Source organism: Flavobacterium paronense, assembly GCF_030409795.1.
GTDB lineage: Bacteria > Bacteroidota > Bacteroidia > Flavobacteriales > Flavobacteriaceae > Flavobacterium > Flavobacterium paronense.
This window is the reverse complement of record NZ_JAUFQN010000019.1, coordinates 2,671,994-2,697,335: the sequence shown is the minus strand read 5'-3', so window position 1 is coordinate 2,697,335 and position 25,342 is coordinate 2,671,994. Positions and strand designations below refer to the sequence as shown.

Sequence of the window (25,342 nt, the reverse complement as noted above, 5' to 3'; positions counted from 1 at the left end):
TTTCTTATTTAAAAGCTAGAATGCAAATTCCTGTTATTACTATATTGATAATCGAAAGTGGAATTAATATCTTCCAGCCTAAATTCATCAATTGATCGTATCTAAAACGTGGTATCGTCCAACGAACCCACATGTAGAAGAAAATGAACGCGCAAATTTTAATAAATAAAACGCCAATTCCTAAAATATTAGCGGTGTTTACCCCAACGTTATCAACCATCCATTGCATTCCCGGATAATTGTAACCGCCAAAATAAAGAACAGCTATAATGGTTGATGAAATAAACATATTAGCATATTCCGCAAACAAATAGAATCCCATTTTCATGGATGAATATTCGGTATGATAACCACCAATTAACTCTGATTCACATTCCGCTAAATCAAAAGGGGTACGGTTTGTTTCTGCGAAAGCGCAAATCAAGAAGATTAAAAAACCAACAGGTTGATAAATAACATTCCAATGCCAACCTGCTTGTTGCATCGAAATTTCTTTTAAACTCAAGGTTCCTGTCATCATGATTAAAGCAATAACAGATAATCCCATCGCAACCTCATAAGACACCATTTGAGAGGCAGCACGAACGGCTCCCATTAAGGAGAATTTGTTGTTAGAGGCCCAACCACCAATCATGATTCCGTATACACCAATAGAAACTATGGCAAAAATATACAGTAATGATCCATCAATATCGGTAGCTTGAAGGTAAACAGTTCTTCCAAAAATTTCTAATTTATCGCCCCACGGAATAACGGCACTTGTCATCAAAGCTGTGCTCATTGCAATAGCGGGACCAACAAAAAACAAAAATCTGTTTTTAGTATCAGGTTCAAATTCTTCTTTGGCAAATAATTTCATACCATCAGCCAAAGGTTGTAATAAGCCGCCCCAACCAGCACGATTTGGACCAACTCTATCTTGTAAAAAAGCGGCCACTTTACGTTCAGCCCAAGTAGAATACATTGCCATAACCATTGTAATAGCAAAAACGACTACAATTAGAATACTTTTTTCTATAATAAATCCACTATCCATTTTTCTTTGAATCTATTAAGTTACCGTCTATTTTTTCGTTGTAATCAATCTCAGCCATACTTATTTTTTTACGGTCAATATCTCTACCTAAAAGAATTCCTTTTTCGGTAGCTATTTCAACTTTTTCTAATTTTCTAGTGTAATTATTTTGATTGATAACAGAGTCTTTTTCGAATTTTCTTGGGCCTTCAATTACCCAATCAGCCAAGTCTTTTTTATCAAAACGACAAGTGTTACAAATGAAATCTTCTACTTCGTGAAACTCATCTTTTCTTGCCGTTACTCTTTGAATTTCGTTTCCAAACATCCAAACGGTAGTTTTTCCGCAACAACCTGGTGTTGTACACTCTCTGTGAGCATTGAATGGTTTGTTAAACCAAACTCTAGATTTGAATCGGAAAGTCTTATCCGTTAAGGCTCCAACCGGACAAACATCAATCATATTTCCGGAGAATTCATTGTCAATCGCTGCTGATACACAAGTTGAAATTTGAGAATGATCACCACGATTTAAAACCCCGTGAACTCTTCCGTCAGTTAATTGGTCAGCTACTTCTACACAACGTTGGCAAACGATGCAACGGTTCATGTGTAATTGAATATGAGGACCAATATTTTCAGGTTCAAACGTTCTTTTTTCTTCAATAAAACGTTGTTGTAATTTTCCGTGTTCGAAGCTTAAATTCTGCAAATCACATTCGCCAGCCTGGTCACAAACCGGACAATCTAGCGGGTGATTTATTAGAAGAAATTCGGTTACCGCATTTCTGGCTTCTTTTACTCTGTCTGAAGATTTGCTGGCTATTTCCATTCCGTCCTGACAACCCGTTACACAGGATGCCATTAATTTTGGCATTGGTCTTGGGTCGGCTTCACTTCCTTTGGTTACATCTACTAAACAACAACGGCATTTACCGCCTGTTCCTTTAAGTTTAGAATAATAGCACATGGCTGGCGGAACAGATTCTCCACCAATCATACGAGCCGCTTGCAGGATAGTTGTTCCTGGAGCTACTTCTATTTCTTGACCGTCTATGGTTACTTTCATGTTTATATTTTTAGAAAGATCTCTTTTTAATTTTTAAAATGTTCGTTATATAAACCAACAAGCTCTTGGAACTGATTTAATTTATACTCTTCAGAATTTATCCATTTATCGTATAATTCGGGATAATCCTCTATTAGCCAACCAAATTTTTTTCTTGTGCCAAAACCAGCAATTTTATAAAGTTTGCCTTCTTTCATTATAACTCCATTCGAAAATTCATTACCGTACGATGTAAAATATATTTTGTACAAAGACAATTTACCGATAATCAACTCTTGATAAAACTGATCGTCATCTTCCTTTAAGCTCACAAATTTCAAATCACAATCCTTAGTTCCTTTTATAAAAAAAGACTTTATTTGTGCAGGTTTGAAAGTCATTTTTTCGCCATTGTCAGTTAGTATTTTAACTTTTTTACAGACAGTGGATGGGTAAGGTATTTTTTCGTCAACCGAATGGGTTCCGATAAAAAACTTACAATGTATGGTATCGTTTGCATTGTTTACAACATATCCATCAAACTTTTGAGAATGAACAAATAATGGCAATAATAGTAAGAACGTAAGTAATCTCATTTTATACAGTTTGCTTTGCTACCAAATGCTTTACTTTTTCAAAAGGTTCAGCCACAAAGTGATCTCTATTTTTTATTTTTTCGGGGAAACGAATATGGTATTCAAACTCATCTTTAAAATGACGAATTGCAGCAGCCACAGGCCAAGCAGCAGCATCACCTAAAGGACAAATTGTGTTTCCTTCTATTTTTGCCTGAATGCTCCATAACAATTCAATATCTTCTTCGCGACCGTGTCCATTTTCAATTCTCCACAAAACTTTTTCTAACCAACCTGTTCCTTCACGGCAAGGAGTACATTGACCACAACTTTCGTGGTGGTAAAATCTTGAGAAATTCCAAGTGTTACGAACGATACAAGCTCTGTCATCGTAAACGATAAATCCACCTGAACCTAACATGGAACCAGTTGCAAATCCGCCATCTGACAAACTTTCGTAAGACATTAATCGGTCTTCACCTGCAGCGGTTTTGTAGATTAAATTGGCTGGTAAAATTGGAACAGAACTTCCTCCTGGAACCAATGCTTTCAAGGGTCTGTCGGTTTGCATTCCGCCACAATATTCATCCGAATTCATGAATTCGTATACTGATAAACCTAAGTCGATTTCGAAAACACCTTGATTTTTGATATTTCCTGAAGCAGAGATTAATTTAGTTCCGGTAGAACGACCAATTCCGATTCCGGCATAATCAGCACCTGAATTATTGACAATCCAAGGCACAGCAGCAATGGTTTCAACATTGTTTACTACAGTTGGATTAGCCCAAAGTCCCGAAACAGCTGGAAATGGTGGTTTAATTCTTGGATTTCCACGTTTTCCTTCTAAGCTTTCAATCAATGCGGTTTCTTCTCCACAGATATAAGCTCCGGCTCCAATTTGAACGTATAATTCTAAATCGTAACCCGAACCTAATATATTTTTACCCAACCAACCGGCAGCTTTTGCTTCGGCGATGGCTCTTTCCAAAATTTTGTAAACCCACATATATTCTCCACGGATGTAGATATAGGATAGGTTAGCCCCTAAGGCGTAGCTTGATGTTATCATTCCTTCTATCAAAAGATGTGGAATGTATTCCATCAGATATCGGTCCTTGAAAGTGCCCGGTTCTGACTCATCAGCATTACAAACTAAATGTCTTGGTTTTCCTGATTTTTTATCGATAAAACTCCATTTCATTCCGGCAGGAAATCCAGCACCGCCACGACCACGAAGTCCGGAAGTTTTTACTTCTTCCACCACTTCATCAGGAGTCATTTTTTTCAGGGCTTTTTCTACGGATGCATAACCGCCTTCTTTGCGATATACTTCATAGGTTTTAATTCCCGGAACGTTGATTTTGTCTAATAATATTTTTCTTCCCATGATATTATTTATCGTGTAAAGTGATTTTTCCGTCCTTACAATCGGAGATTAACTGGTCAATCTTTTGTTCTGTTAAATGTTCCTGATAGAAATCACCCAACTGCATCATTGGAGCATAACCGCAGGCTCCAAGGCATTCAACCCCACGAACTTCAAAAAGTCCGTCTGCTGTTGGCTCTCCAACGTTCACACCTAATTTAGAACAAGTATAATCCATCAAATCTTCTACTCCGTTTTGACAGCAAGGTGAAGTTTGACAGAATTCGAACATGTATTTTCCGATGGGTCTTTGGTTGTACATCGTGTAAAATGTCACCACTTCATATACTTCAATAGGCTGTATTTCTATTATCTCGGCTACTTTATTTTGCAATTCAATGCTTAACCAATTGTCGTGTGCATCTTGAACTTCGTGCAAAACTGGCAATAAAGCTGATTTTCTTTTATCGGCAGGATAATGACTGATTAACTCATTGATGCGAGTCATCAAAGCATCAGTGATATTTATTTCTTGTTTGATATGTGATCTTTCCATAATTCTTATGCGTCTAATTCGCCGGCAATTACATTTAAACTTGACAATATTACGATAGCATCTGACAGCATAGCTCCTTTTATCATTTCAGGATAAGCCTGATAATAGATGAAGCAAGGTCTTCTGAAGTGTAATCTGTAAGGTGTTCTACTTCCGTCAGTAACTAAATAAAATCCTAATTCTCCGTTTCCACCTTCCACAGCGTGATAGATTTCTGCAACCGGAACCGGAACTTCACCCATCACAATTTTGAAGTGATAGATTAAGCTTTCCATATTGTTGTAAACGTCTTCTTTTGGAGGCAAATAATAATCGGGAACGTCAGCATGGATTGGACCTTCTGGCAATTTGGCTAAAGCTTGACGAATGATGCTTAAACTTTCCCAAACTTCGGCATTACGAACACAAAAACGATCGTAAGTATCACCTGATTTTCCAACCGGAACTATAAATTCAAAATCTTCATAAGAAGAATAAGGTTGGGCTACACGAACATCATAATCAATTCCGGCAGCACGAAGATTTGGACCTGTGAATCCGTAAGCCATTGCTTTTTCAGCAGTAATCGGACCTACATTTACCGTTCTGTCAATAAAAATTCTGTTTCTTTCAAAAAGATTTTCGAATTCTTTCCAGCATTCTGGAAACTCTTCTAAGAAAGTGTTTAGTAACTCAAAAGCTTTTGGCGACCATTCTCTTTCGAAACCGCCAATTCTTCCCATATTTGTTGTCAATCGAGCACCACAAATTTCTTCGTAGATTTCATAGATTTTTTCTCTGAATTGAAATACATATAAAAATCCAGTGTAAGCACCAGTATCCACACCCAGAATTGAATTACAAATTAAATGGTCTGTAATTCGGGCTAATTCCATTACTATAACTCTTAAATATTGTGCTCTCTTTGGCACTTCAATATCTAACAATTTTTCAACTGTCATCCACCAAGCCATGTTATTGATTGGCGAAGAACAATAGTTCATTCTGTCGGTCAAAACGTTTACTTGATAAAAAGGACGGTTTTCGGCAATCTTTTCAAAGGCTCTGTGAATGTAGCCAATAGTTGGTTCAGCTTCTAGAATTCTTTCGCCATCCATCAATAAGATATTTTGGAAAATTCCATGAGTTGCCGGATGCGTAGGCCCCAAATTTAAAATAGAAAGTTCACTCCCGTCTTCGTTGCGAGTGAGTTCTACAATTTTAGCATATCGATGCTCTGGTGGTAATAATAGTTCTGACATCTGTAATTAAAAATTGATAATTGATAATTGATAATTTTCAATTAACTATTAATTTCTGTTGTTTTTTATTTTTTATAATTATCAATTGTTCATTGTTAATTATCCATTAACCTATGTTCTTCCAAAAAATCTATCGTCCTTATCTGTTCTTCCGCTGTCTTCCATTGGGAATTCTTTTCGCATTGGATGAGAAATCATTTCGTCCATGTTCAAAATTCTTTTTAATTGTGGATGACCCATGAAGTTGATTCCGTAAAAATCCCATGTTTCTCTTTCCATCCAATTCGCACACAAAAATAAATCTATGATTGAAGTTACTTCTGGAGTTGTTGTCAAATAGGTTTTTACTCGAATTCTGGTATTTTCAACCCAATTGTGCAAATGATATACTACGGCAAATTGATGATTGTCATCATTGTCAGGATAGTGAATGCCACATAAATCGGTTAGAAAATGGAAGTTTAAATCTTTGTCTTCTTTAAGCATGCGAATTACTTCATGCAGTGCGTAAGGATGTACTTCGAATGAAAAAATATCTTTACTCATACCAAAATCCAGTACTTTGTCACCGAATTTTTGAGTTAATTTTTCTTGTATAGTTGTAGTTTCTAAAGCCATTTTTATAGGTTATAGGAAGCTAATAATTCTTTATATTCAGGTGAACTTCTGCGGCGTACAGATTCGGTTCTTACCAACTCTTGTAACGCCATAACACCATCAACAATTTGTTCAGGGCGAGGTGGACAACCCGGAACATATACATCAACAGGAATAACTTTATCAATGCCTTGCAACACGGAATAGGTGTCAAAAACGCCACCAGATGAAGCACAGGCTCCAACGGCAATTACCCAACGAGGTTCTGACATTTGTTCGTAAACCTGACGTAAAATAGGCGCCATTTTTTTAGAAATCGTTCCCATTACCATTAGCATGTCCGCTTGACGTGGAGAAAAACTGACTCTTTCAGAACCAAATCGTGCTAAGTCATAGTGTGACGCCATGGTTGCCATAAATTCAATTCCGCAACATGAAGTAGCAAAAGGTAATGGCCAAAGCGAATTGGCTCTCGCTAATCCAACAACATCGTTTAGTTTTGTAGCGAAAAATCCTTCGCCAACAACTCCTTCTGGAGGAGCAACCATATTTGTTTTAGAATCACTCATTTATAATTCGTAATTTATAATTTGTAATTGATTATTCCCATTCGAGTGCTTTCTTCTTCAAAATATAAAAGAATCCGACTAAAAGCAACATCATGAAAATCACCATTTTTATCATTCCTTCTACACCCAATGCTCTGAAATTTATTGCCCAAGGATATAAGAAAATCACTTCGACATCAAACAATACAAATAAAATGGCCACAAGGAAATATTTTACAGAGAAAGGAATTCTGGCATTTCCAACAGATTCTATTCCGCATTCAAAGTTTTTGTCTTTGTTTTTAGAGTGTCTTTTTGGTCCTAAATAGCCAGAACCAATTATGGTTAAAACCACAAATCCTACAGCCAAACCAGCTTGCATAAGGATTGGTAAATAATCTAATTGATTAGATTGCATAATGGGTATAATTAGAAATAATTTAATAGGCACAAATATACATCGCATTATTTAATTCGCAAAAATCAAAAGATAAACGTTTGTTATATACTTCTTAAAAAAGGCTATTTAAATTGATTATAAATAACTAGGTATATATCATAAAAAAACGTCCCGAATATTCGGGACGTCATTTAAATCTAGGTAATCAAAAAATAATATATATTAGTCTTCGATAGCTACTACTTGAGCTGCTACTTTACCTTTTCTACCTTCTTCTTCTTCGTAAGATACTTTGTCTCCTTCTGCTAAATTTTCAGATTTAACTCCAGTAGCATGTACGAAAATGTCTTTTCCAGTTTCATCATCTGTGATAAAACCATAACCTTTAGACTCGTTGAAAAATTTTACTGTTCCTGTGCGCATTTTGTATTGTAAAAATAATTAATAATGGTCAAAGATAAATTTTATTGCGACATAACAAGCATTTCAGTGTTAAATAATTAAAAATTTGTTAAAATTCTATTCGCTCTTTAAAATATTGATAGAGAAATACTTGAGAGATTTTAAATTTTGACATAAAAAAAGCAACTGTTTTTAACTATTTGAACAGTTGCTTCTTAATATTATGTGAATTTGATATAAATTACTACAAATCTAATTTAATATATAATTCTTTTAACTGAGTGGCATCAATTGCAGATGGAGCATCAATCATAACATCTCTTCCGGAATTGTTTTTTGGGAAAGCAATAAAGTCACGAATCGTTTCTTGTCCACCTAAAATAGCTACTAATCGGTCTAAACCAAAAGCTAATCCGCCGTGTGGTGGCGCACCAAATTGAAAGGCATTCATTAAAAAACCAAATTGATCTTCCGCTTGTTCCGGTGAGAAACCTAAAAGCGAAAACATTCGGCTTTGCAAGTCTTTGTCATGAATTCTGATAGAACCACCACCAATTTCATTTCCGTTTAAAACCATATCATAAGCATTGGCACGAACTTTTCCAGGTTCGCTTTCTATCAGTTTCATGTCTTCTGGTTTTGGAGACGTAAAAGGGTGATGCATGGCATGATAACGACCACTTTCTTCATCCCATTCTAATAACGGAAAATCCACAACCCATAATGGCGCAAAAACTTCAGGATTTCTTAGTCCTAAACGTGTTGCCAATTCCATACGAAGTGCAGATAGTTGTGTTCTAGTTTTATCAGCCGGACCAGAAAGCACAAAAATCATATCACCGGATTTGGCGTTTGTAGCTTCTGACCATTTTTTTAAATCTTCTTGGTCATAAAATTTATCTACTGATGATTTGAATGTTCCGTCTTCTTCGCATTTTACATATACCATTCCGGAAGCGCCAACTTGTGGACGTTTTACCCAATCAATCAAAGCATCTATTTCTTTTCTTGTGAATGATGCACAATTTGCAGCAGCAATTCCAACGACTAATTCAGCCGAATTGAAAACCGAAAAATCTTTATGTTGGGCAACCGAATTTAACTCGCCAAATTTCATATCAAAACGAATGTCCGGTTTGTCATTTCCGTAAGTTTTCATGGCGTAATCATATGTTATTCTTGGGAATTGTGCGACTTCAATACCTTTCAATTCTTTTAGTAAATGACGTGTTAATCCTTCAAAAACATTTAATATATCTTCTTGTTCTACAAATGCCATTTCACAATCAATTTGTGTAAATTCAGGTTGTCTGTCGGCGCGTAAATCTTCGTCACGGAAACATTTCACTATTTGGAAATACTTATCCATTCCACCAACCATCAACAATTGTTTGAAGGTTTGTGGCGATTGTGGTAAAGCGTAAAACTGACCTTGATTCATTCTGCTTGGCACAACAAAATCTCTTGCGCCTTCAGGAGTTGACTTGATTAAATAAGGTGTTTCAACTTCGCAAAAATCTAAATCAGATAAATATTTACGGACTCCCATAGCCACTTTGTGTCTGAAAAGCAACGAGTTTTTAACCGGATTTCTACGGATATCCAAGTAGCGGTATTTCATTCGGATGTCTTCGCCACCATCGGTTTCATCTTCAATCGTAAATGGTGGAGTTATAGCTGCGTTTAAAATGTTTAGTTCAGAAACTAAAATTTCAATGTCGCCAGTTGCCATAGTAGCATTTTTTGACTCACGTTCGATAACGGTTCCTTTTACCTGAATTACAAATTCTCTTCCCAAAGATTTTGCTTTTTCAAAAACAGCTTTATCGGTACGTTGTTCGTCAAAAATTAATTGTGTAATTCCGTAACGATCGCGCAAATCTACCCAAATCATGAACCCTTTGTCTCGCGATTTTTGAACCCAACCGGCAAGCGTTACTTCTTTATTAATATATGTAGCGTTAAGTTCGCCGTTATTATGACTTCTGTACATTGGAATAATTTTTTTGCAAAAGTAAAACAAAAATCAAATTAACGAGGAATTCTTCAATCCAAATTAGCAAAGAAAAATTGTGTTAAAATTCTGATTTGGATAAAATAAAAAAGTATTTTTGAGTTATTAATTTAATATTTATCTATTATGAAAAATGTATTTTCGCTTGTGTTCACGCTAGTTTTTACTACTATTAGCTTCTCGCAACAGAAAGTTTTATTCCATGGAAAAATCGAAAACAAGAATGGTGCTTCGGTATTTATCAAAGACAACAACACTATTATTAAAGAAATCAAATTAAACAATGAAGGTGCTTTTAATGATACGTTTGAGACCAAAGAAGGCATGTATCAAATGTTTGATGGCGTTGAATATGCAGACCTTTATTTAAAACCAGGATATGATTTAGATTTAAAAATGGATGCTGCTAACTTTGATGAATCTATTACCTTTTCGGGAAATGGAGCAATTGAAAACAACTTTTTGGCACAAAGCACTCTTTTAGATAGCAAAATTAATTTTGAAGCGTTACTAAAATCTAATGAAGAAGATTTTATCAAACAAACCAATGAAATGAAGGTTTCTGATTTGAATCGGTTAGAAAAAGCAAAATTTGATGCCAATTTTGTTGCATTACAAAAGAAAAATAATGAGGCAAAAATGGCCGAATTACAGCAATATTATACCATGTCACAAGCAAAAAAGAAATTAAATAATGTGGTTGCTCCCAATTTTGATTATGAAAATGCCGTTGGCGGAAAGACATCATTGGAAAGTTTGAAAGGGAAATATGTTTATATAGATATTTGGGCAATTTGGTGCGGACCATGTCGTGCTGAAATTCCATTCTTGAAAGAGTTAGAAAAAAGTTTACACGAAAAAAATATTGCTTTTGTAAGCATTTCGACTGATGCCGAAAAAGACCATGAAAAATGGAAAACCTTTGTAAAAGATAAAGAGCTTAGCGGAATACAGTTGTATGCTGACAGAGCCAATATGGATTTTATCAAAGCATTCAATGTGAATACAATCCCGCGTTTTATTTTAATCGACCCAACCGGAAAAGTTATTGATGCAGATGCAGCAAGACCTTCAAATCCTGAATTAAAAGAACAATTAAATAGTTTGCTTCAATAAAATAGTTAAATTGCTGATTCTTAAAGCCTCGAATTTTCGAGGCTTTTTTATTTTCCAATGTTAAATTTTCACTCAATGTTACCAAATTGTTAAGTAAAAGTTTTTTTAATGTAAAATAATCTATACATTTGTTAGGTAATTATGAATATTTAAAACCTACAACTATGAAAAAGATTATGATTTTAGGTGCTTTAGCAATCTCAGCATTGACTTTTGCACAAGCAAAGAAACCAATTTTAGAACAAGAAGGTAACTTAGTTAAAGCTACTTACTATTATGATAACGGACAAATTCAGCAACAAGGTCATTTTAAAGATGGCAAATTAGAAGGAAGTTGGGTTGCTTACAATAGTAATGGAAGTAAAAAATCAATAGGTGAATATACTGACGGGGAAAAAACAGGGAAATGGTTTTTCTGGAACGATAAATCATTAAGCGAAGTAGATTATTCTAAAAGCAGAGTAGCCAATGTTAAATCATGGAAACAAGACGCATTAGCTAAGAATTAAAAAAGTTAATTAGTTATAATAAAAAAGGGAACTCAATTGAGTTCCCTTTTTTTATTAAAGCATTTCTAATTTCTACAATGCTTTTCTATCTCTAATCCAATACTTAGTTCTCTTTACTAAGTAGAACATAACAGGAACCATCACTAAAGTAAGCACTGTGGCATAAGTCAATCCGAAGATGATCGTCCAAGCCAATGGCGACCAGAAAATAACATTATCACCACCCATATATATGTGCGGATTCAAATCGGTTATCAATCCGAAGAAGTCAAAGTTTAATCCGATTGCCAACGGAATCAATCCAAGAACCGCTGTTAATGCTGTCAATAAAACAGGTCGTAAACGCGATTTTCCACTTTCAATAATCACAACTTTAATTTCTTCCAATGATAAATCGTTGTGCGATTCAACACCTTTATCAGCTACTTTTTTATCCAAAAGCAACACAAAGAAATCCATCAATACAATTCCGTTTTTCACTACAATTCCCGCCAAGGAAATAATTCCCATCATAGTCATCAGAATTACAAAATCCATGTTGGCAATAACATAACCATAGAATACACCACTGAAACTCAGTAATACGGTGAATAAAATCACGATAGTTTTAGAAACCGAGTTAAACTGCAATACAATGATTATGGTAATTCCAGCCATAGCTAAGAACAAAGCAAACATTAAGAAACTTTGATTTTTCCCTTGCTCTTCTTGAACACCTGAGAACGAATACGAAATACCTTTTGGTAATTGGTAGTTGTTTAACTCGGTTCCAATTTGTTTGGTAATGGCATCACCGTTATAACCTGTTAACACATTCGAATAAATAGTTAGTATTCGTTTGTAGTTCTTTCTTTTGATTTGGTTGTAAGTGTTAGTTTTCTCAGTTTGCGAAACAGCCGAAATAGGCACCTGCATCATTTGACCGTTAGCTTGATTTCGGAACGTCAACGATTGATTGAAAAGAATGTTTTCATTTTTGCGTTGGTCTTCTTGCATACGAACAACAATGTTATAATCGTCATCACCCTCTTTATAAGTAGAGATTTCCTGACCATAAACAGAACGGCGTAAATTGAAACCCAATTGACCTGTCGACACCCCAAGACTTCCCGCATTGACACGATCTACTTTTACTTCCAATTCCGGACTTTCTTTATTTACATCAACATTCAATCGTTCGATACCTGAAATATTTTTACTGTTTATGAAGGCAATCATTTTATCGGCTTCTTTAAGCATGACATCATAATCAATTCCAACAGAACCAGTCAATTGTACACTGATTGGATAACCAGCAGGCGGTCCATTAGCATCTTTTTCAACCGTTACTTTTGCACCTGCGATTCCTTTTACTCGGGCACGAATTTCATCCAATACGTCAGAAGTATTGATGCCTCTTCTAAATTTGAATTCTGAGAAGTTTACGGTAACTTTTCCTTTAAAAGGTGTTTCAGAAGCAGAGCCAGCATCTATATTAGGATTCCCTGCACCAACACCAACTTGCGACACGATACTTTCGGCTAAGTAATTTTCGTTGGTTTTAGGGTCGATGTATTTTTTCATAATATCGATTACCTGTTTTTCAACAAAAAGCGTAGCCTTATTGGTTTTTTCGATATCAGTTCCTTGTGGATATTCGATATAGGTAATTACTTGTCTTGGGATATTTTCAGGGAAGAACAAAACTTTTCTTGGAAAAACCCCCAATAACACCATTGATAAAATTAACATCCCAATGATTCCAACTAACGATAACCAGGCATTTCTCCCTGTTAGAATTACTGCTAAAAAACGTTTGTATTTTTCTTCTAATCTAGGGAAGAAACTGTGTTGAAAATCCTGTGTCCATTGGTATAGTTTCCATTTGTACAACCACATTAAGCCCAATGAAATTATAGCTAAATGCCCAATAGCTTTAGCAAAAGTAGAATGATTTATATTTCCGATTAAGACAAAAATGATTCCGACAATTCCGAAAATGATGCTGTATGTTTTGGCTGATTTGGCAGTTACATTTCGGTCTTCAATATCCATAGAACCTCCTGTCATTGCAGCGTTAATAATCATGGCAACAAATAATGAAGCACCAAGAGTAACCGAAAGTGTCATTGGGAAATAAATCATGAATTTACCCATAGTTCCTGGCCATAAAGCAAAAGGCAAGAACGCCATCAAGGTTGTAGCCGTTGAGGAAATTACAGGCCAAGCGATTTCGCCAATACCAACTTTAGACGCTTGAATTCTTGGCATTCCTTTTTTCATATTGGCAAATACATTGTCGACCACAACGATACCGTCATCAACGAGTAAACCCAATCCCATTACCAAACCGAAAAGCACCATCGTATTTAGGGTTAATCCGAAGGCAGAAAGAATAGTAAAAGCCATTAGCATAGATAAAGGAATAGCAGCTCCAACAAATAAGGAGTTACGTAATCCCATGGTGAACATCAGTACAATCATTACCAGTACAATTCCGAAAATGATATGGTTAGATAACTCGTTTACTTGATGTTCTACTCGAGAGGATTGATCACCAGTCAATTCTAATTTTAAGTCTTTTGGCAAATAACTTTCTTGAGCCCCTTTGATTTTTTCTTTGACTTGCTCAATAGCAGAAATCATGTTTTGACCCGAACGTTTTTTTACGTTTAGCATGACTACTTCTTTTCCTTTTTCACGAGCGTAAGTAGTTTTTTCTTTTTCTTTAAAAGATACTTTTGCAATGTCTTTTAAGTAAACGCTCCCACCATTGTGTTTGACAATCACGTTTTCTAGTTCCGCGGGATCTTTAATTTCACCAACAATTCTAATGTTGTTTCTGGAACCTTGGGATATTAAATTTCCGCCGGAAAGCGTCATGTTTTCATATTTTACAGCATTTTGAATATCATCAAATGATACTTGTGCAGCAGTCATTTTGAATATGTCAACAGCAATTTCTACTTCTTTATCATCAACTCCGAGGATGTCGACTTTTTTAACCTCCGGAATTTCTTCGATATCGTCTTGAAGTTTCTTACCGTAATCTTTTAATTGTTGGGTTGTATAATTACCTTTTAAATTAATATTCAGAATAGGAACTTCCTCAGAAATATTTAGTTCAAAAACATTTGGTTCTACTTTGCTACCATTATCTAAGTTGGGCCAATCGGTATCCGCTTTTACAAGATCAACTTTGTCTTTGATTTTGGTTTTGGCTTCCTCGATTCCTATTTTGTCTGAAAATTCTACGATAATCATTCCATAATCTTGAAAAGAACTGGCTGTTACCTTTTCAACACCACTGATGTTTTTGATTTCTTTTTCGAGAGGTTTGACAATTAATTTTTCAACATCTTCGGCAGAATTTCCTGGGAATACTGAAGAAATGTATACTTTGTTTTCGATGATTTCCGGGAAATCTTCTCTAGGCATTGTGATATAGGCTGTTAATCCCATAACAACGATTAGCAATGTGATGATATAAACTGTTACTCGATTTTCAACAGCCCAGCTAGATATGCTGAATTCTTTATTTTTGTGACTCATTTTTTTTAGTTATGAGTTATAAGTTATGAGTTATAAGTTAAAGATTAAAAATACCTTGAACTAATAGCTTAGAACTTACAACGGTTTTAGAAATTAAGCTTCATTCCTTCTGAAATCGCATTTACACCTTCGGTAACGATGATATCTTTAGCAGAAAGACCATTCAAGACTTCGGTTACATTATCAGAAGATTTGCCAACGGTAACAATTGCTTTTTTAGCCATGCCTGTTTTGCCATTACTTCCTTCTACGATATAAATAAATTTATTCCCTTGTCCATCTTCCTGAACTACATTTGTTGGAACGACTAATGCATTTTTATTTGTATAATCAACAATTTTCAATTTGGCTACCTGATTAGGGCGAAGCAAATTATCCGGATTTGGAAGTGCTACTTCAATGCCAAAACTTCTGTTGTTTGGATTAATAAAATTACCTACCTGACGTACTTTCCCTTTATATGTTTTCACTAAAGAAGTTAAATATACATCGACTAAATCGCCAACTTTTAACTTTCCTATGTAAGTCTCAGGAACTGAAGTTGATACATACATATTGCTAAGATTTACAATACGCATTAAACCTTGAGGGCTAGGCGCAACAACTTGACCTTTTTCTACAAAAACTTCATCGATACTACCTGAAAAAGGGGCACGAATAACAGTTTTAGATAATTGTGCTTTGATTTGAGCTACTCCTTTTTGAGCTGAAATCATTTGTGTTTGAGCCTGTAAGTATTGAATTTCAGAACCGATTTTTTTGTCCCAAAGATTTTTTTGTCTTTCGAAGGTTGTTTTGGCTAATGTATATTGATTTTCTGCATTGGCCAATTGTTGACTTATTCCGCCATCATCAACTCTTCCTAAAATTTGTCCTTTTGAGACATGGTCTCCTGCTTTAACTGTCAATGAAGTTAAAGTTCCGCTAAACTCAGGTTGTATTAAGATATTTTCTTTCGTGTCAACACTTCCTTGAATGTCTAAGTAGTGACTGAATACAGTGTCTTTAACCGCTTGAACAGTTACCAAAGCCTCTTCTTTTTTTACATCTAAAATGGCTAAAGCATTTTCTATTTTAGTAATTTCAGCTTGAAGTGCTGCTTTCTTTTCGTTTAACGCTTTTACGTTTTTAGAGCTGATTAAATCGTCAATATTTTCCTTTTTCGCTGAATTTGAGCAAGAAAGTAATACGATTGATACTGCGGATAGGTATAGTATTTTTTTCATCTGTGAATTGTTAGTTTTTATTTATTAATTTTTCTAAAGCTGCTTTTTTAGTAATGATATTTACCATGGATTGTAAGTAGTTTTGTTGCGCTGTATATAATTGTCTTTGCGCTTCGCTGAAATCAAAACTAGACGACAAACCTTCGCTGAACTTGATTTGTTGTTTTTTCTCAATACGTTCAGCTAAGCTTAAATTGCTTTTGGAAGTAGCATATTCTTCGATACTAAAGTCATATTCGCTTTTCGCTTTTTCATATTCCAATTTTAATTGTTGCTCGGTTTGACTGAGTTGTGTTTTTGCTTGTTCGAAAGCGATTTTAGCTTGTTGTGTTTTTGCTTGTCTTCCAAAGCTGCTAAAAATAGGGACACTTAAATTCACACCTAGATTTGAAAATTTATTCCATTTTTGTTTGCCGTCTGCAAAAGAAAAATCATTAGAAAATGAGTTGTAACCAAAGTTAACAGCAGCAGCCAAACTAGGCAATGCTTTACTTCTTTGTAATTTTAATTCTAATGATCTTTGTTCCTGAAAATTAGATGCGATTTGATAATTAATGTTAGTATTTACATCGAAACCTTTTTGGCTTAAAGCCATATCAAGATTTGAAACAGTTAAATTGTCAAGTTTATCTGTCAAGGTCAATTCTGAATTAATATCAATACCTAAAGTAAACTTCAACATTTTATAAGCTACATCCGATAATCTTTTTGTGTTATTGAGATTACTTTCAATTGAGGCCAAGGTAATTTGAAGTTGTTCCACATTTTCTTCCTCAATCAAGCCGTTTTTATAAGTTTCTTTTGTGTCAAATAAAGTTTTAGACAAAGTGGTTTTGTTTTTTTCCAAAATGGCTACACTTTCTTCGGCCAACAATACATTACCATAAGCATTGATTACCATTTCTTTTACATCGGTGTTGGTTTTTATTTTGTAATTTTCATAGTACTTCAAATAGGTTTTTGAAGCTTGAAGTGCAACTATATAAGAACCATCAAATAACAATTGGCTTAGTGTTAAACTTGAATTCATAGATTGTTTTGTTCCAAAAGCGACCAAACTGATATCGTTAGGACTTGCAGCAGGATTGAAAGCATTCCCGGAAATCCCTTGAAGGGTAAAATCGAAATTATTCAGATAAGCAGCATTACCACTAATTTGTGGTAAACCAGCGGCAGTAGTCTCCCATTTCTTTTGTTTAGCAGAAGCCACATCTCTATTGGCATTGATAGCTGAATAGTTATATTGTAGTGCATAGTCTATGGCTTGTTGTAAACTAAAAGAAAAAGTTTGAGCCTTGTCCTGCGCTTGCAAAAGACCTGAAACTAGGACAAGAGTTAATACTATTTTGTTTTTCATATCGATGATTATTGATTATTATTTTATGTTAATTGTTCTAAAATTCCAACTCCTTTTGCTGTACAAATACCACGCAAATGGTATTCTAAATAAGTTTCTTGTACATCTTTGGTGTTAAATTGAATTGGGTTAAAAAGCTCGGCATCTTTAATACTGGTCATCCCGGCAAAATAAAAACGAGCAATCAATTCAACGTTTATATCATCTCTAAATAAGTTTTGTTCGATACCTTTTTTTAAATTGTCTACTACACAATCCCCCATTTTTTCAAATTGACGAGACATTAAGGTTTTATGTATTTGTGGATAATATTTTTGTAATTGATAAATGGGAGAAGTGCTTTCGTTCTTTAAGTTTTTTAAAACAAAATCTTTAATAACAAAAAGTTCTTCTATTGGATTTTTATCAAGCTTCATGATTTCATCGATACCGCAAGAAATTGTATCAAACAAATTCATGGTAACAGCTTCAACTAAATCGTTTTTATTTTCAAAATGCTGGTAAATGGTTTTTTTAGAAATCCCCATTTCATTTGCAATATCATCCATAGTAACACTCTTAAATCCCAGTGTCAAATACATGTCTGTTGCTTTCTTTACAATTTTTGTTTCCATTTTTTGTTGTAATTGAGGTGCAAATGTAAGGCGGAAACTTTTAACACAAAAATAGTTTCCAAAGTTTTTACTTTTTTTTAACATTTTAATAACCTTTGACCAAAACAATATTTAAATTACTTTAGCCAAAAAATAAACGCATGCAAGGCATTTCATATTATCAAGACATAGTAGCGGCACATTTTAAATCGTTAACAGTAAGAAAAGAGCCCAAAAACTTATACGATCCTATTGTTTATATTCTTTCGCTTGGCGGAAAAAAATTGCGACCAGTTTTGACATTAATGGCCGCTGAAGTATTTGATGTTGATTGTAAAAATGCATTGGCAGCGGCTACTGCTGTTGAGGTTTTTCATAATTTTTCCTTAATCCATGATGATATTATGGATGATGCTCCTTTAAGAAGAGGAAAAGAAACCGTTCATGAAAAATGGGATATTAATACCGGAATACTTTCGGGTGATGCAATGCTTATTTTGGCATACCAATATTTTGAAGAATACGAACCAAAGATATTTAGAGAATTAGCCAAATTATTCAGTAAAACGGCACTCGAAGTTTGCGAAGGACAACAATATGATGTTGATTTTGAATCTCGCGATGATGTTTCAATTCCAGAATATTTGAAAATGATTGAATATAAAACAGCCGTTTTAGTTGGTGCCGCCATGAAAATGGGAGCTATTGTTGCTGAAACTACTACAGAAAATGCGAATTCAATATATGATTTCGGATTAAATTTAGGGATAGCTTTTCAGTTACAAGATGATTATTTAGATGCTTTTGGAGATCCTGAAACTTTCGGAAAACAAGTTGGTGGCGATATAATTGAAAATAAAAAGACCTATTTATATTTGAAAGCTATCGAATTTGCTTCTGACAATGAAAGAGAACAATTACTGCATTTGTTTTCAATTCAACCAAGCGATAATTCAGAAAAAATCAAATCTGTTAAAGAAATTTTCAATCAAACAGGCGCTTCAGAAGCTACGCAAAAAGCTATTCAAGACTATACTTTTAGGGCTTTTGAAACGCTAGAAAAGATGAACATCAGCGTCGATAAAAAAGCAATTCTAAAAGCTTTTGGGGAAAACTTAATGAGTAGAAACGTTTAGATAATCGCATCTAATGTCCAATATGAATTTTTTTAGCAAACAAAACCACCAACCTAAAGCCCAACTTTTATTAGCTTTTTTCTTTACGGTTTTTACAATTGTAGCATTGGGAATAGATTCAGTTTTTTTTACAAATCAGTATTTTGATGCTAGAGGAATAACAAATGTTTTAGCGATACTTTATTTTGGGCTTTTGTTTTTTACCGCTAATCTCACCTTAAGAAAACTGATGATTATAATGGTGCCACTTTCTTATATTGGAGAGATAATTTTTTGTAAAATTTTAGGCTTTTACCATTATCGTACAGCGTTTATCCCATTGTATGTTCCTTTTGGGCATGCTATTGTATATGCCTCAGGGTATATTTTTGCGGATACAAATTGGGCTGTCAAAAATGAAAAACAAATTCGGATTTTCTTTATTGGATTTTTCATCCTATTATTCGCTGCTGTCGGATTCTTATTAAATGATATGTTTTCATTGCTTTTTGGAGCACTATTCTTTTTACTTTTGAAAAGAAAGTGTTGGCAAAATCTGTATTGTTTTATTGCGCTTTGCGTTATCTTTATAGAACTAGTAGGCACTTATTTTCAATGTTGGACATGGAATTCTAAAACATTTAAAATCATTTCTACAGTAAATCCACCAATGGGTGCTGTCTTTTTTTACGCAGGCGGTGATGTATTATTAGTTAAAATAATTTCAATTTTGGAAAACAAAAAATTAAAAATGAACATTCAATAATGAATTTTATTTCTCCAACTTCAACAGATATTTTACTTTCGGAAGCCGAGAAAGAAAACCTATATTCCAAACTAATTGAACAAATCAATAAGGATTTTAATTTTGCAAACGAAGCTATAGATTTTCCTCAAAGCACAACGCCTAGCGAACTTAAGGTGCAATTACACGAAAAAATATACCGGCTGATTCAGTACAAATACGCCGAATTACTCAATCTACTTTATATCATTGATGTTCCTGAAGATAACGTCAAACAATTAGATGGTTCCGATTTGGTAGAACTTTCAGAACAGATTGCCTTCCTGGTTTTGAAAAGGGAATGGATGAAAGTTTGGTTTCGGGCTAAGTATTAAAAAAACACTCTAACAAACGGCATAAAAGCACTTCCATAAATGTCTTTATTTTTGTCAAAAAGCAAATTAAGTCGCGCACCAATAGTAATGCCACCTTCCTGATAACCACCACCAACAAATAAACCAGTATTCCAAAAACTGCGCTTATAATTACCGCCTAAATCCGTGTATTTGTTATTAACATTTACTTCTTCTAACTCCACTGAAAACTGAATTTCTTCAATTGGACTGTATAACCCAATCAAATTTCCTCCATAAACATTGGAAGAATAATAGTTTTTTTGTTTCAAATTGCTGTATTGCAATCCGGTTCCAAAAGCAAAATGATCGTTAAAATTGTATATAGCAGTTGGCGCTATAGTAATATCGGTGTACTCATTTCCGAGAGCTAATCCAAAGCCACCACCAAATTGAACATGCTCCCAAAACTGTCCGGTTTTAGCTTTTGGTAATGGTTTTTCTTGTGCCAAAATGCAAATAGGAGTTGCAAATAAAACAATCAAAAATATAATCTTAGCTATCGTTGGGAATGTATTCTTTTTCATAGATGTATATATATGTAATTAGCGATATAAATGTATTAAAAACATTGATAGATAATTACAAATATCATACTTTTGCAATTGATTTTCTAATTACAAAGATTATTTACTCGTACAACTATGGATAGGTTTTCCTTTTTAAACGCAGCACATACCGAATTTTTCGCCGATTTATACGAACAATACCTTCAAAATCCAGACAGCGTTGAGCCAAGTTGGAGAGCTTTTTTTCAAGGTTTCGACTTTGGAATGACGTCTTTTAATGAAGAAAATGCCGTAGCAGAATTGGCCAATTATGCTGCCAATGTTCCTCAAAACGGACAAGTTTCAGACAAACTTCAGAAGGAGTTTAATGTGCTTAAATTGATTGACGGTTATAGAACCCGCGGTCATCTTTTTACAGAAACTAATCCGGTTCGTACCAGAAGAACTTCTTCGCCAACATTAGATATAGAAAATTTCGGTTTGACATCAGCCGATTTAAATACGGTTTTTGATGCTGCTAAAATTTTAGGGCAAAAGCCATCAACGTTACAAGAAATCCTGAATCATTTGAAGAACGTGTACTGCCAACATATTGGTATCGAATACATGTACATGAGAAATCCAATGATTATTCAATGGATTCAAGACAGAATAAACATCAACGACAATCAACCCAATTTTGATATTGACCAAAAGAAACATATTTTAAGTAAATTAAACGAAGCGGTTTCTTTTGAGAACTTTTTGCACACCAAATATGTAGGGCAAAAAAGATTTTCTCTCGAAGGTGGAGAAAGTATTATTCCGGCTCTGGATGCTTTGATTGAAGCAGCAGCCGAGAAAGGCGTTGAGCAGTTCGTCATGGGAATGGCACACAGAGGAAGATTAAATATCCTTGCCAATATTTTTCACAAACCAACACAAGATATTTTTTCAGAATTTGACGGAAAAGATTATGATAAAGAATATTTCGATGGTGACGTTAAATACCATTTGGGTTTAACCTCAGAAAAAATCACTAAAACCGGAAAAAAAATCAATATCAATTTAGCGCCAAATCCATCACACTTAGAAACGGTTGGTGCCGTTATTGAAGGAATTACTCGTGCCAAACAAGATAAGTATTTTCCAGATGATTTCTCAAAAGTTCTACCTATTGCTGTTCATGGTGATGCCGCTGTAGCCGGACAAGGAATTGTATACGAAATTGTGCAAATGGCGCAGCTTGATGGCTACAAAACCGGAGGAACAATTCATATTGTAATCAACAACCAAGTTGGATTTACAACAAATTATTTAGATGCCCGTTCGTCAACTTATTGTACAGATGTCGCTAAAGTCACTTTATCACCTGTGCTTCACGTAAATTCTGATGATGCCGAAGCAGTTGTCCATGCTATGCTATTTGCTTTGGATTTCAGAATGCAATTTGGGCGCGATGTGTTTATCGATTTGTTAGGTTACAGAAAATATGGTCACAATGAAGGCGATGAACCTCGTTTTACTCAACCGGTTTTATACAAACTGATTGCTAAGCATAGAAATCCAAGAGATATTTATGCCGAGAAATTAATCTCGGCCGGAATTGTTGACGCGGCCTATCTAACTAAAATAGAAAACGAATACAAAGAGAATCTTGATGAAAATCTACAAGCTTCGCGTAAAAAAGATTTGACCATTATCAAGCCGTTTTTACAAGATGAATGGAAAGGCTATGTTCAGGTTTCTAACGAAGAAATGCTAAAAAATGTTGACACCACTTTTGATAAAAAGAAATTAGACGAGATTATCGTTTCGGTTGCTACTTTGCCATCGGATAAAAAATTCATCAGCAAAATTTCAAAAATTGTCACCGATAGAAAAACAATGTATGATAATGATGTCATAGATTGGGGAACTGCTGAAACATTAGCGTACGGCTCATTATTAACTGAAGGTTATGATATTCGTGTATCTGGACAAGATGTAGAAAGAGGCACATTTTCGCATCGCCACGCTGTAGTAAAAGTGGAAGATAGTGAAGAAGAAGTAGTGCTGTTAAACTCAGTAAAAGACAAAAAAGGGAAGTTCAATATTTTCAATTCACTCCTTTCAGAATATGGCGTTTTAGGATTTGATTACGGATATGCTTTAACAAATCCAAATGCATTGACGATTTGGGAAGCACAGTTTGGAGATTTCTCTAATGGTGCCCAAATCATGATTGACCAATACATTTCGTGTGGCGAAGACAAATGGAACAACCAAAACGGAATCGTTCTTTTATTACCTCATGGATATGAAGGACAAGGAGCTGAACATTCTTCTGCCAGAATGGAACGTTACCTGCAACTTTGTGCACGTCACAATATGTTTGTGGCCGATTGTACAACGCCTGCGAATTTCTTTCACTTGCTGCGTCGCCAAATGAAAACCAAATACCGTAAACCTTTAGTGGTGTTTACACCAAAAAGCTTGTTGCGTCATCCATTGTGTGTTTCCACTCGTGAGGAATTGTACAAAGGAAGTTTTCAGGAAACGATTGACGACAAATCGGTTGATAAGAAAAAAGTAAAAACAGTAGTTTTCTGTACCGGAAAATTCTATTACGATATCTTAGCAGAAAGAGAAAATTTAGGCAGAAATGATGTAGCTTTGGTTCGTCTCGAACAATTGTTTCCGTTGCCTGTTGAGCAGATGAAAGTTATTATTGCAAGTTATTCAAACGCTGACGATTTTGTTTGGGCACAGGAAGAGCCTAAGAATATGGGAGCATACAGTTATATGTTAATGAATTTCGATTTAGTTCCATGGAGGTTGGCTTCGCTGAAAGCCTACTCTGCTCCAGCAGCCGGAAGTCACACACGAGACAGAAGACGTCACGCAGATGCCATCAGAATGGTATTTGATAAAAATTTATTTAGATAATTAGGATTTATTCTTAGTTTATTTCAGGAGCTATTTCCCGCTTTCCGCAGTATCTTTTTTGTCACCTCGAGCGCAGTCGAGAGGCAATTTTCTAACAAAAAAGGATACTTGCTGCAATCAGGGCTAAAAAATATAAACAACACTATAAAATTATAAAGATGATTTTAGAAATGAAAGTCCCATCACCGGGCGAATCGATAAAAGAAGTTGAAATTGCTACTTGGTTAGTAAAAGACGGCGATTATGTAGAAAAAGACCAAGCTATAGCTGAGGTTGATTCTGATAAAGCCACACTTGAATTACCAGCAGAAGCAAGCGGAATAATTACACTTAAAGCAGCAGAAGGCGATGCGGTTGCCGTTGGTGCTGTAGTTTGTTTAATAGATACTGATGCGGCCAAACCAAGCGGAAATGCTACGGTGGCGGCAGAAGTTAAAGATGCTTCAGTGGTTGCAGCAACACCAAAAAAAGAAGAAACTAAAGCGGCTCCAGTTGTAGCCAAAACATATGCAGCTCAAGCTCCATCTCCAGCAGCCAAAAAAATATTAGACGAGAAAAGCATTCAGCCGTCTGATATAGTTGGAACCGGCAGAGACGGAAGAATTACCAAAGATGACGCAGTAAATGCAGTGCCATCCATGGGAACACCAACCGGAGGAAACCGTGGTTCGGAAAGAACAAAATTATCCATGTTGCGTCGTAAGGTAGCTGAAAGATTAGTAGCCGCAAAAAATGAAACAGCTATGTTAACTACGTTCAATGAAGTTGATATGACAGCCATTTATGCTTTGCGTGAACAATACAAAGAAGAATTTAAAGCCAAACACGGATTAGGATTAGGCTTCATGTCTTTCTTTACTAAAGCAGTTACTAGAGCATTACAACTGTATCCAGATGTAAATTCAATGATTGATGGTCAAGAAAAAATCTCATACAATTTCTGCGATATTTCAGTGGCAGTTTCCGGACCAAAAGGATTGATGGTGCCTGTAATGAGAAGCGCAGAAACATTATCATTCAGGGGTGTGGAAGCCGAAATCAAACGATTAGCAATTCGTGCTCGTGACGGACAAATTACGGTTGATGAAATGACAGGAGGAACGTTTACTATTTCAAACGGAGGTGTTTTTGGAAGTATGTTATCTACTCCAATTATTAATCCACCGCAATCAGGAATTCTCGGAATGCACAATGTTGTTGAAAGAGCCATAGTGAAAAACGGGCAAATTGTAATTGCACCAGTAATGTTCGTGGCACTTTCTTATGACCACCGAATAATTGACGGTCGCGAATCAGTCGGATTTTTAGTAGCCGTGAAAGAAGCACTAGAAAAACCAGAAGAGTTATTAATGGATAACAATGTTAAGAGAGCATTGGAATTGTAATTAATTTTAATTTTATAGATATAGAATCCTTTTAGTTTATGTACTGAAAGGATTTTTTTTATCCCGTAAATGAGACTTTTTGAGTTTTGCTACAGAGTATAATTACATCAACATTTAGTATACAATTTTTTTTAAAAACTAAGTTGAGAAAGAATATAGAATGGATTAAGAAGTTTTTAAAACCACCATTTG

The 25,342-nt window shown here is 35.0% G+C and carries 23 protein-coding genes; 7 read left to right on the top strand and 16 right to left on the bottom strand.

Translation table 11 applies throughout. The features are described 5' to 3' along the window. Positions 1 to 4: 4 nt before the first annotated feature. The 11 genes from nuoH to aspS all read right to left on the bottom strand — a co-directional run bounded on the left by nuoH (position 5) and on the right by aspS (position 9,744). Positions 5 to 1,036, bottom strand: a complete 1,032-nt coding sequence (nuoH, locus tag QWY90_RS12980) for an NADH-quinone oxidoreductase subunit NuoH (RefSeq protein WP_290286393.1) — start codon at positions 1,034 to 1,036, stop codon at positions 5 to 7. Then, positions 1,029 to 2,084, bottom strand: a complete 1,056-nt coding sequence (locus tag QWY90_RS12975) for an NADH-quinone oxidoreductase subunit G (RefSeq protein WP_290286392.1) — start codon at positions 2,082 to 2,084, stop codon at positions 1,029 to 1,031. Before QWY90_RS12975 ends, nuoH begins: the two co-directional genes overlap by 8 nt. Before the next feature lie 26 nt (positions 2,085 to 2,110). After that, positions 2,111 to 2,659 carry a hypothetical protein gene (locus QWY90_RS12970; RefSeq protein WP_290286391.1) on the bottom strand — a complete coding sequence of 183 codons (549 nt, stop codon included), beginning with the start codon at positions 2,657 to 2,659 and terminating at the stop codon, positions 2,111 to 2,113. A gap of 1 nt (position 2,660) precedes the next feature. After that, a complete protein-coding gene (gene nuoF / locus QWY90_RS12965; RefSeq protein ID WP_290286390.1) occupies positions 2,661 to 4,028 on the bottom strand; it encodes an NADH-quinone oxidoreductase subunit NuoF in 1,368 nt (455 codons plus the stop codon). 4 nt (positions 4,029 to 4,032) lie between these two features. Beyond that, a complete protein-coding gene (locus tag QWY90_RS12960; RefSeq protein WP_290286389.1) occupies positions 4,033 to 4,563 on the bottom strand; it encodes a complex I 24 kDa subunit family protein in 531 nt (176 codons plus the stop codon). 5 nt (positions 4,564 to 4,568) lie between these two features. Next, positions 4,569 to 5,804: an NADH-quinone oxidoreductase subunit D gene (locus QWY90_RS12955; protein WP_290286388.1), complete on the bottom strand. Its 1,236-nt coding sequence runs from the start codon at positions 5,802 to 5,804 to the stop codon at positions 4,569 to 4,571. A gap of 111 nt (positions 5,805 to 5,915) precedes the next feature. After that, positions 5,916 to 6,422: an NADH-quinone oxidoreductase subunit C gene (locus tag QWY90_RS12950; RefSeq protein ID WP_290286387.1), complete on the bottom strand. Its 507-nt coding sequence runs from the start codon at positions 6,420 to 6,422 to the stop codon at positions 5,916 to 5,918. A 2-nt stretch (positions 6,423 to 6,424) separates the two neighbouring features. Further along, positions 6,425 to 6,970, bottom strand: a complete 546-nt coding sequence (locus tag QWY90_RS12945; protein WP_290286386.1) for an NADH-quinone oxidoreductase subunit B — start codon at positions 6,968 to 6,970, stop codon at positions 6,425 to 6,427. A 31-nt stretch (positions 6,971 to 7,001) separates the two neighbouring features. Then, positions 7,002 to 7,367 (bottom strand): NADH-quinone oxidoreductase subunit A, encoded by a 366-nt coding sequence (locus QWY90_RS12940; protein WP_290286385.1) that lies wholly within the window; start codon positions 7,365 to 7,367, stop codon positions 7,002 to 7,004. Positions 7,368 to 7,571: 204 nt separating this feature from the next. Beyond that, entirely contained in the window at positions 7,572 to 7,772 is a 201-nt protein-coding gene (locus QWY90_RS12935; RefSeq protein WP_290286384.1) for a cold-shock protein, read from the bottom strand. 223 nt (positions 7,773 to 7,995) lie between these two features. Next, complete coding sequence (gene aspS / locus QWY90_RS12930) at positions 7,996 to 9,744, bottom strand: aspartate--tRNA ligase (protein WP_290286383.1); 1,749 nt, start codon at positions 9,742 to 9,744, stop codon at positions 7,996 to 7,998. A 147-nt stretch (positions 9,745 to 9,891) separates the two neighbouring features. Here aspS and QWY90_RS12925 point away from each other — a divergent pair, with 147 nt between their 5' ends. Further along, entirely contained in the window at positions 9,892 to 10,881 is a 990-nt protein-coding gene (locus QWY90_RS12925) for a TlpA family protein disulfide reductase (protein WP_290286382.1), read from the top strand. Positions 10,882 to 11,045: 164 nt separating this feature from the next. Next, positions 11,046 to 11,390 carry a toxin-antitoxin system YwqK family antitoxin gene (locus tag QWY90_RS12920; protein WP_290286381.1) on the top strand — a complete coding sequence of 115 codons (345 nt, stop codon included), beginning with the start codon at positions 11,046 to 11,048 and terminating at the stop codon, positions 11,388 to 11,390. 72 nt (positions 11,391 to 11,462) lie between these two features. Here QWY90_RS12920 and QWY90_RS12915 read toward each other — a convergent pair whose 3' ends face one another. The 4 genes from QWY90_RS12915 to QWY90_RS12900 form a co-directional block, all read right to left on the bottom strand. Beyond that, the gene (locus tag QWY90_RS12915; RefSeq protein WP_290286380.1) at positions 11,463 to 14,921 is read right to left on the bottom strand and encodes an efflux RND transporter permease subunit; all 3,459 of its coding nucleotides are present in this window, start codon (positions 14,919 to 14,921) and stop codon (positions 11,463 to 11,465) included. An 86-nt stretch (positions 14,922 to 15,007) separates the two neighbouring features. Then, on the bottom strand, positions 15,008 to 16,147 hold the full coding sequence (locus QWY90_RS12910) for an efflux RND transporter periplasmic adaptor subunit (RefSeq protein WP_290286379.1): 1,140 nt from the start codon (positions 16,145 to 16,147) through the stop codon (positions 15,008 to 15,010). A gap of 10 nt (positions 16,148 to 16,157) precedes the next feature. Next, positions 16,158 to 17,504 (bottom strand): TolC family protein, encoded by a 1,347-nt coding sequence (locus tag QWY90_RS12905; RefSeq protein WP_290286378.1) that lies wholly within the window; start codon positions 17,502 to 17,504, stop codon positions 16,158 to 16,160. A gap of 23 nt (positions 17,505 to 17,527) precedes the next feature. Then, positions 17,528 to 18,118: a TetR/AcrR family transcriptional regulator gene (locus QWY90_RS12900; protein WP_290286376.1), complete on the bottom strand. Its 591-nt coding sequence runs from the start codon at positions 18,116 to 18,118 to the stop codon at positions 17,528 to 17,530. A 140-nt stretch (positions 18,119 to 18,258) separates the two neighbouring features. Here QWY90_RS12900 and QWY90_RS12895 point away from each other — a divergent pair, with 140 nt between their 5' ends. The 3 genes from QWY90_RS12895 to QWY90_RS12885 are packed head-to-tail and all read left to right on the top strand — an operon-like array spanning position 18,259 to position 20,331. Continuing rightward, positions 18,259 to 19,233, top strand: a complete 975-nt coding sequence (locus QWY90_RS12895; protein ID WP_290286375.1) for a polyprenyl synthetase family protein — start codon at positions 18,259 to 18,261, stop codon at positions 19,231 to 19,233. Between the two features lie 22 nt (positions 19,234 to 19,255). Beyond that, positions 19,256 to 19,978 carry a hypothetical protein gene (locus tag QWY90_RS12890; protein WP_290286374.1) on the top strand — a complete coding sequence of 241 codons (723 nt, stop codon included), beginning with the start codon at positions 19,256 to 19,258 and terminating at the stop codon, positions 19,976 to 19,978. Next, positions 19,978 to 20,331, top strand: a complete 354-nt coding sequence (locus QWY90_RS12885; protein WP_290286373.1) for a hypothetical protein — start codon at positions 19,978 to 19,980, stop codon at positions 20,329 to 20,331. Before QWY90_RS12890 ends, QWY90_RS12885 begins: the two co-directional genes overlap by 1 nt. Here the strand turns inward: QWY90_RS12885 and QWY90_RS12880 are convergent. Beyond that, the gene (locus QWY90_RS12880; protein WP_290286372.1) at positions 20,328 to 20,876 is read right to left on the bottom strand and encodes a hypothetical protein; all 549 of its coding nucleotides are present in this window, start codon (positions 20,874 to 20,876) and stop codon (positions 20,328 to 20,330) included. The genes QWY90_RS12885 and QWY90_RS12880 overlap by 4 nt on opposite strands. Before the next feature lie 117 nt (positions 20,877 to 20,993). On the opposite strand from QWY90_RS12880, the gene QWY90_RS12875 reads away from it, so the two are divergent. Both QWY90_RS12875 and odhB read left to right on the top strand, forming a co-directional pair. Then, complete coding sequence (locus QWY90_RS12875; RefSeq protein ID WP_290286371.1) at positions 20,994 to 23,765, top strand: 2-oxoglutarate dehydrogenase E1 component; 2,772 nt, start codon at positions 20,994 to 20,996, stop codon at positions 23,763 to 23,765. 158 nt (positions 23,766 to 23,923) lie between these two features. After that, positions 23,924 to 25,150 (top strand): 2-oxoglutarate dehydrogenase complex dihydrolipoyllysine-residue succinyltransferase, encoded by a 1,227-nt coding sequence (odhB, locus tag QWY90_RS12870; RefSeq protein ID WP_290286370.1) that lies wholly within the window; start codon positions 23,924 to 23,926, stop codon positions 25,148 to 25,150. The last annotated feature ends 192 nt before the right edge of the window (positions 25,151 to 25,342 follow it).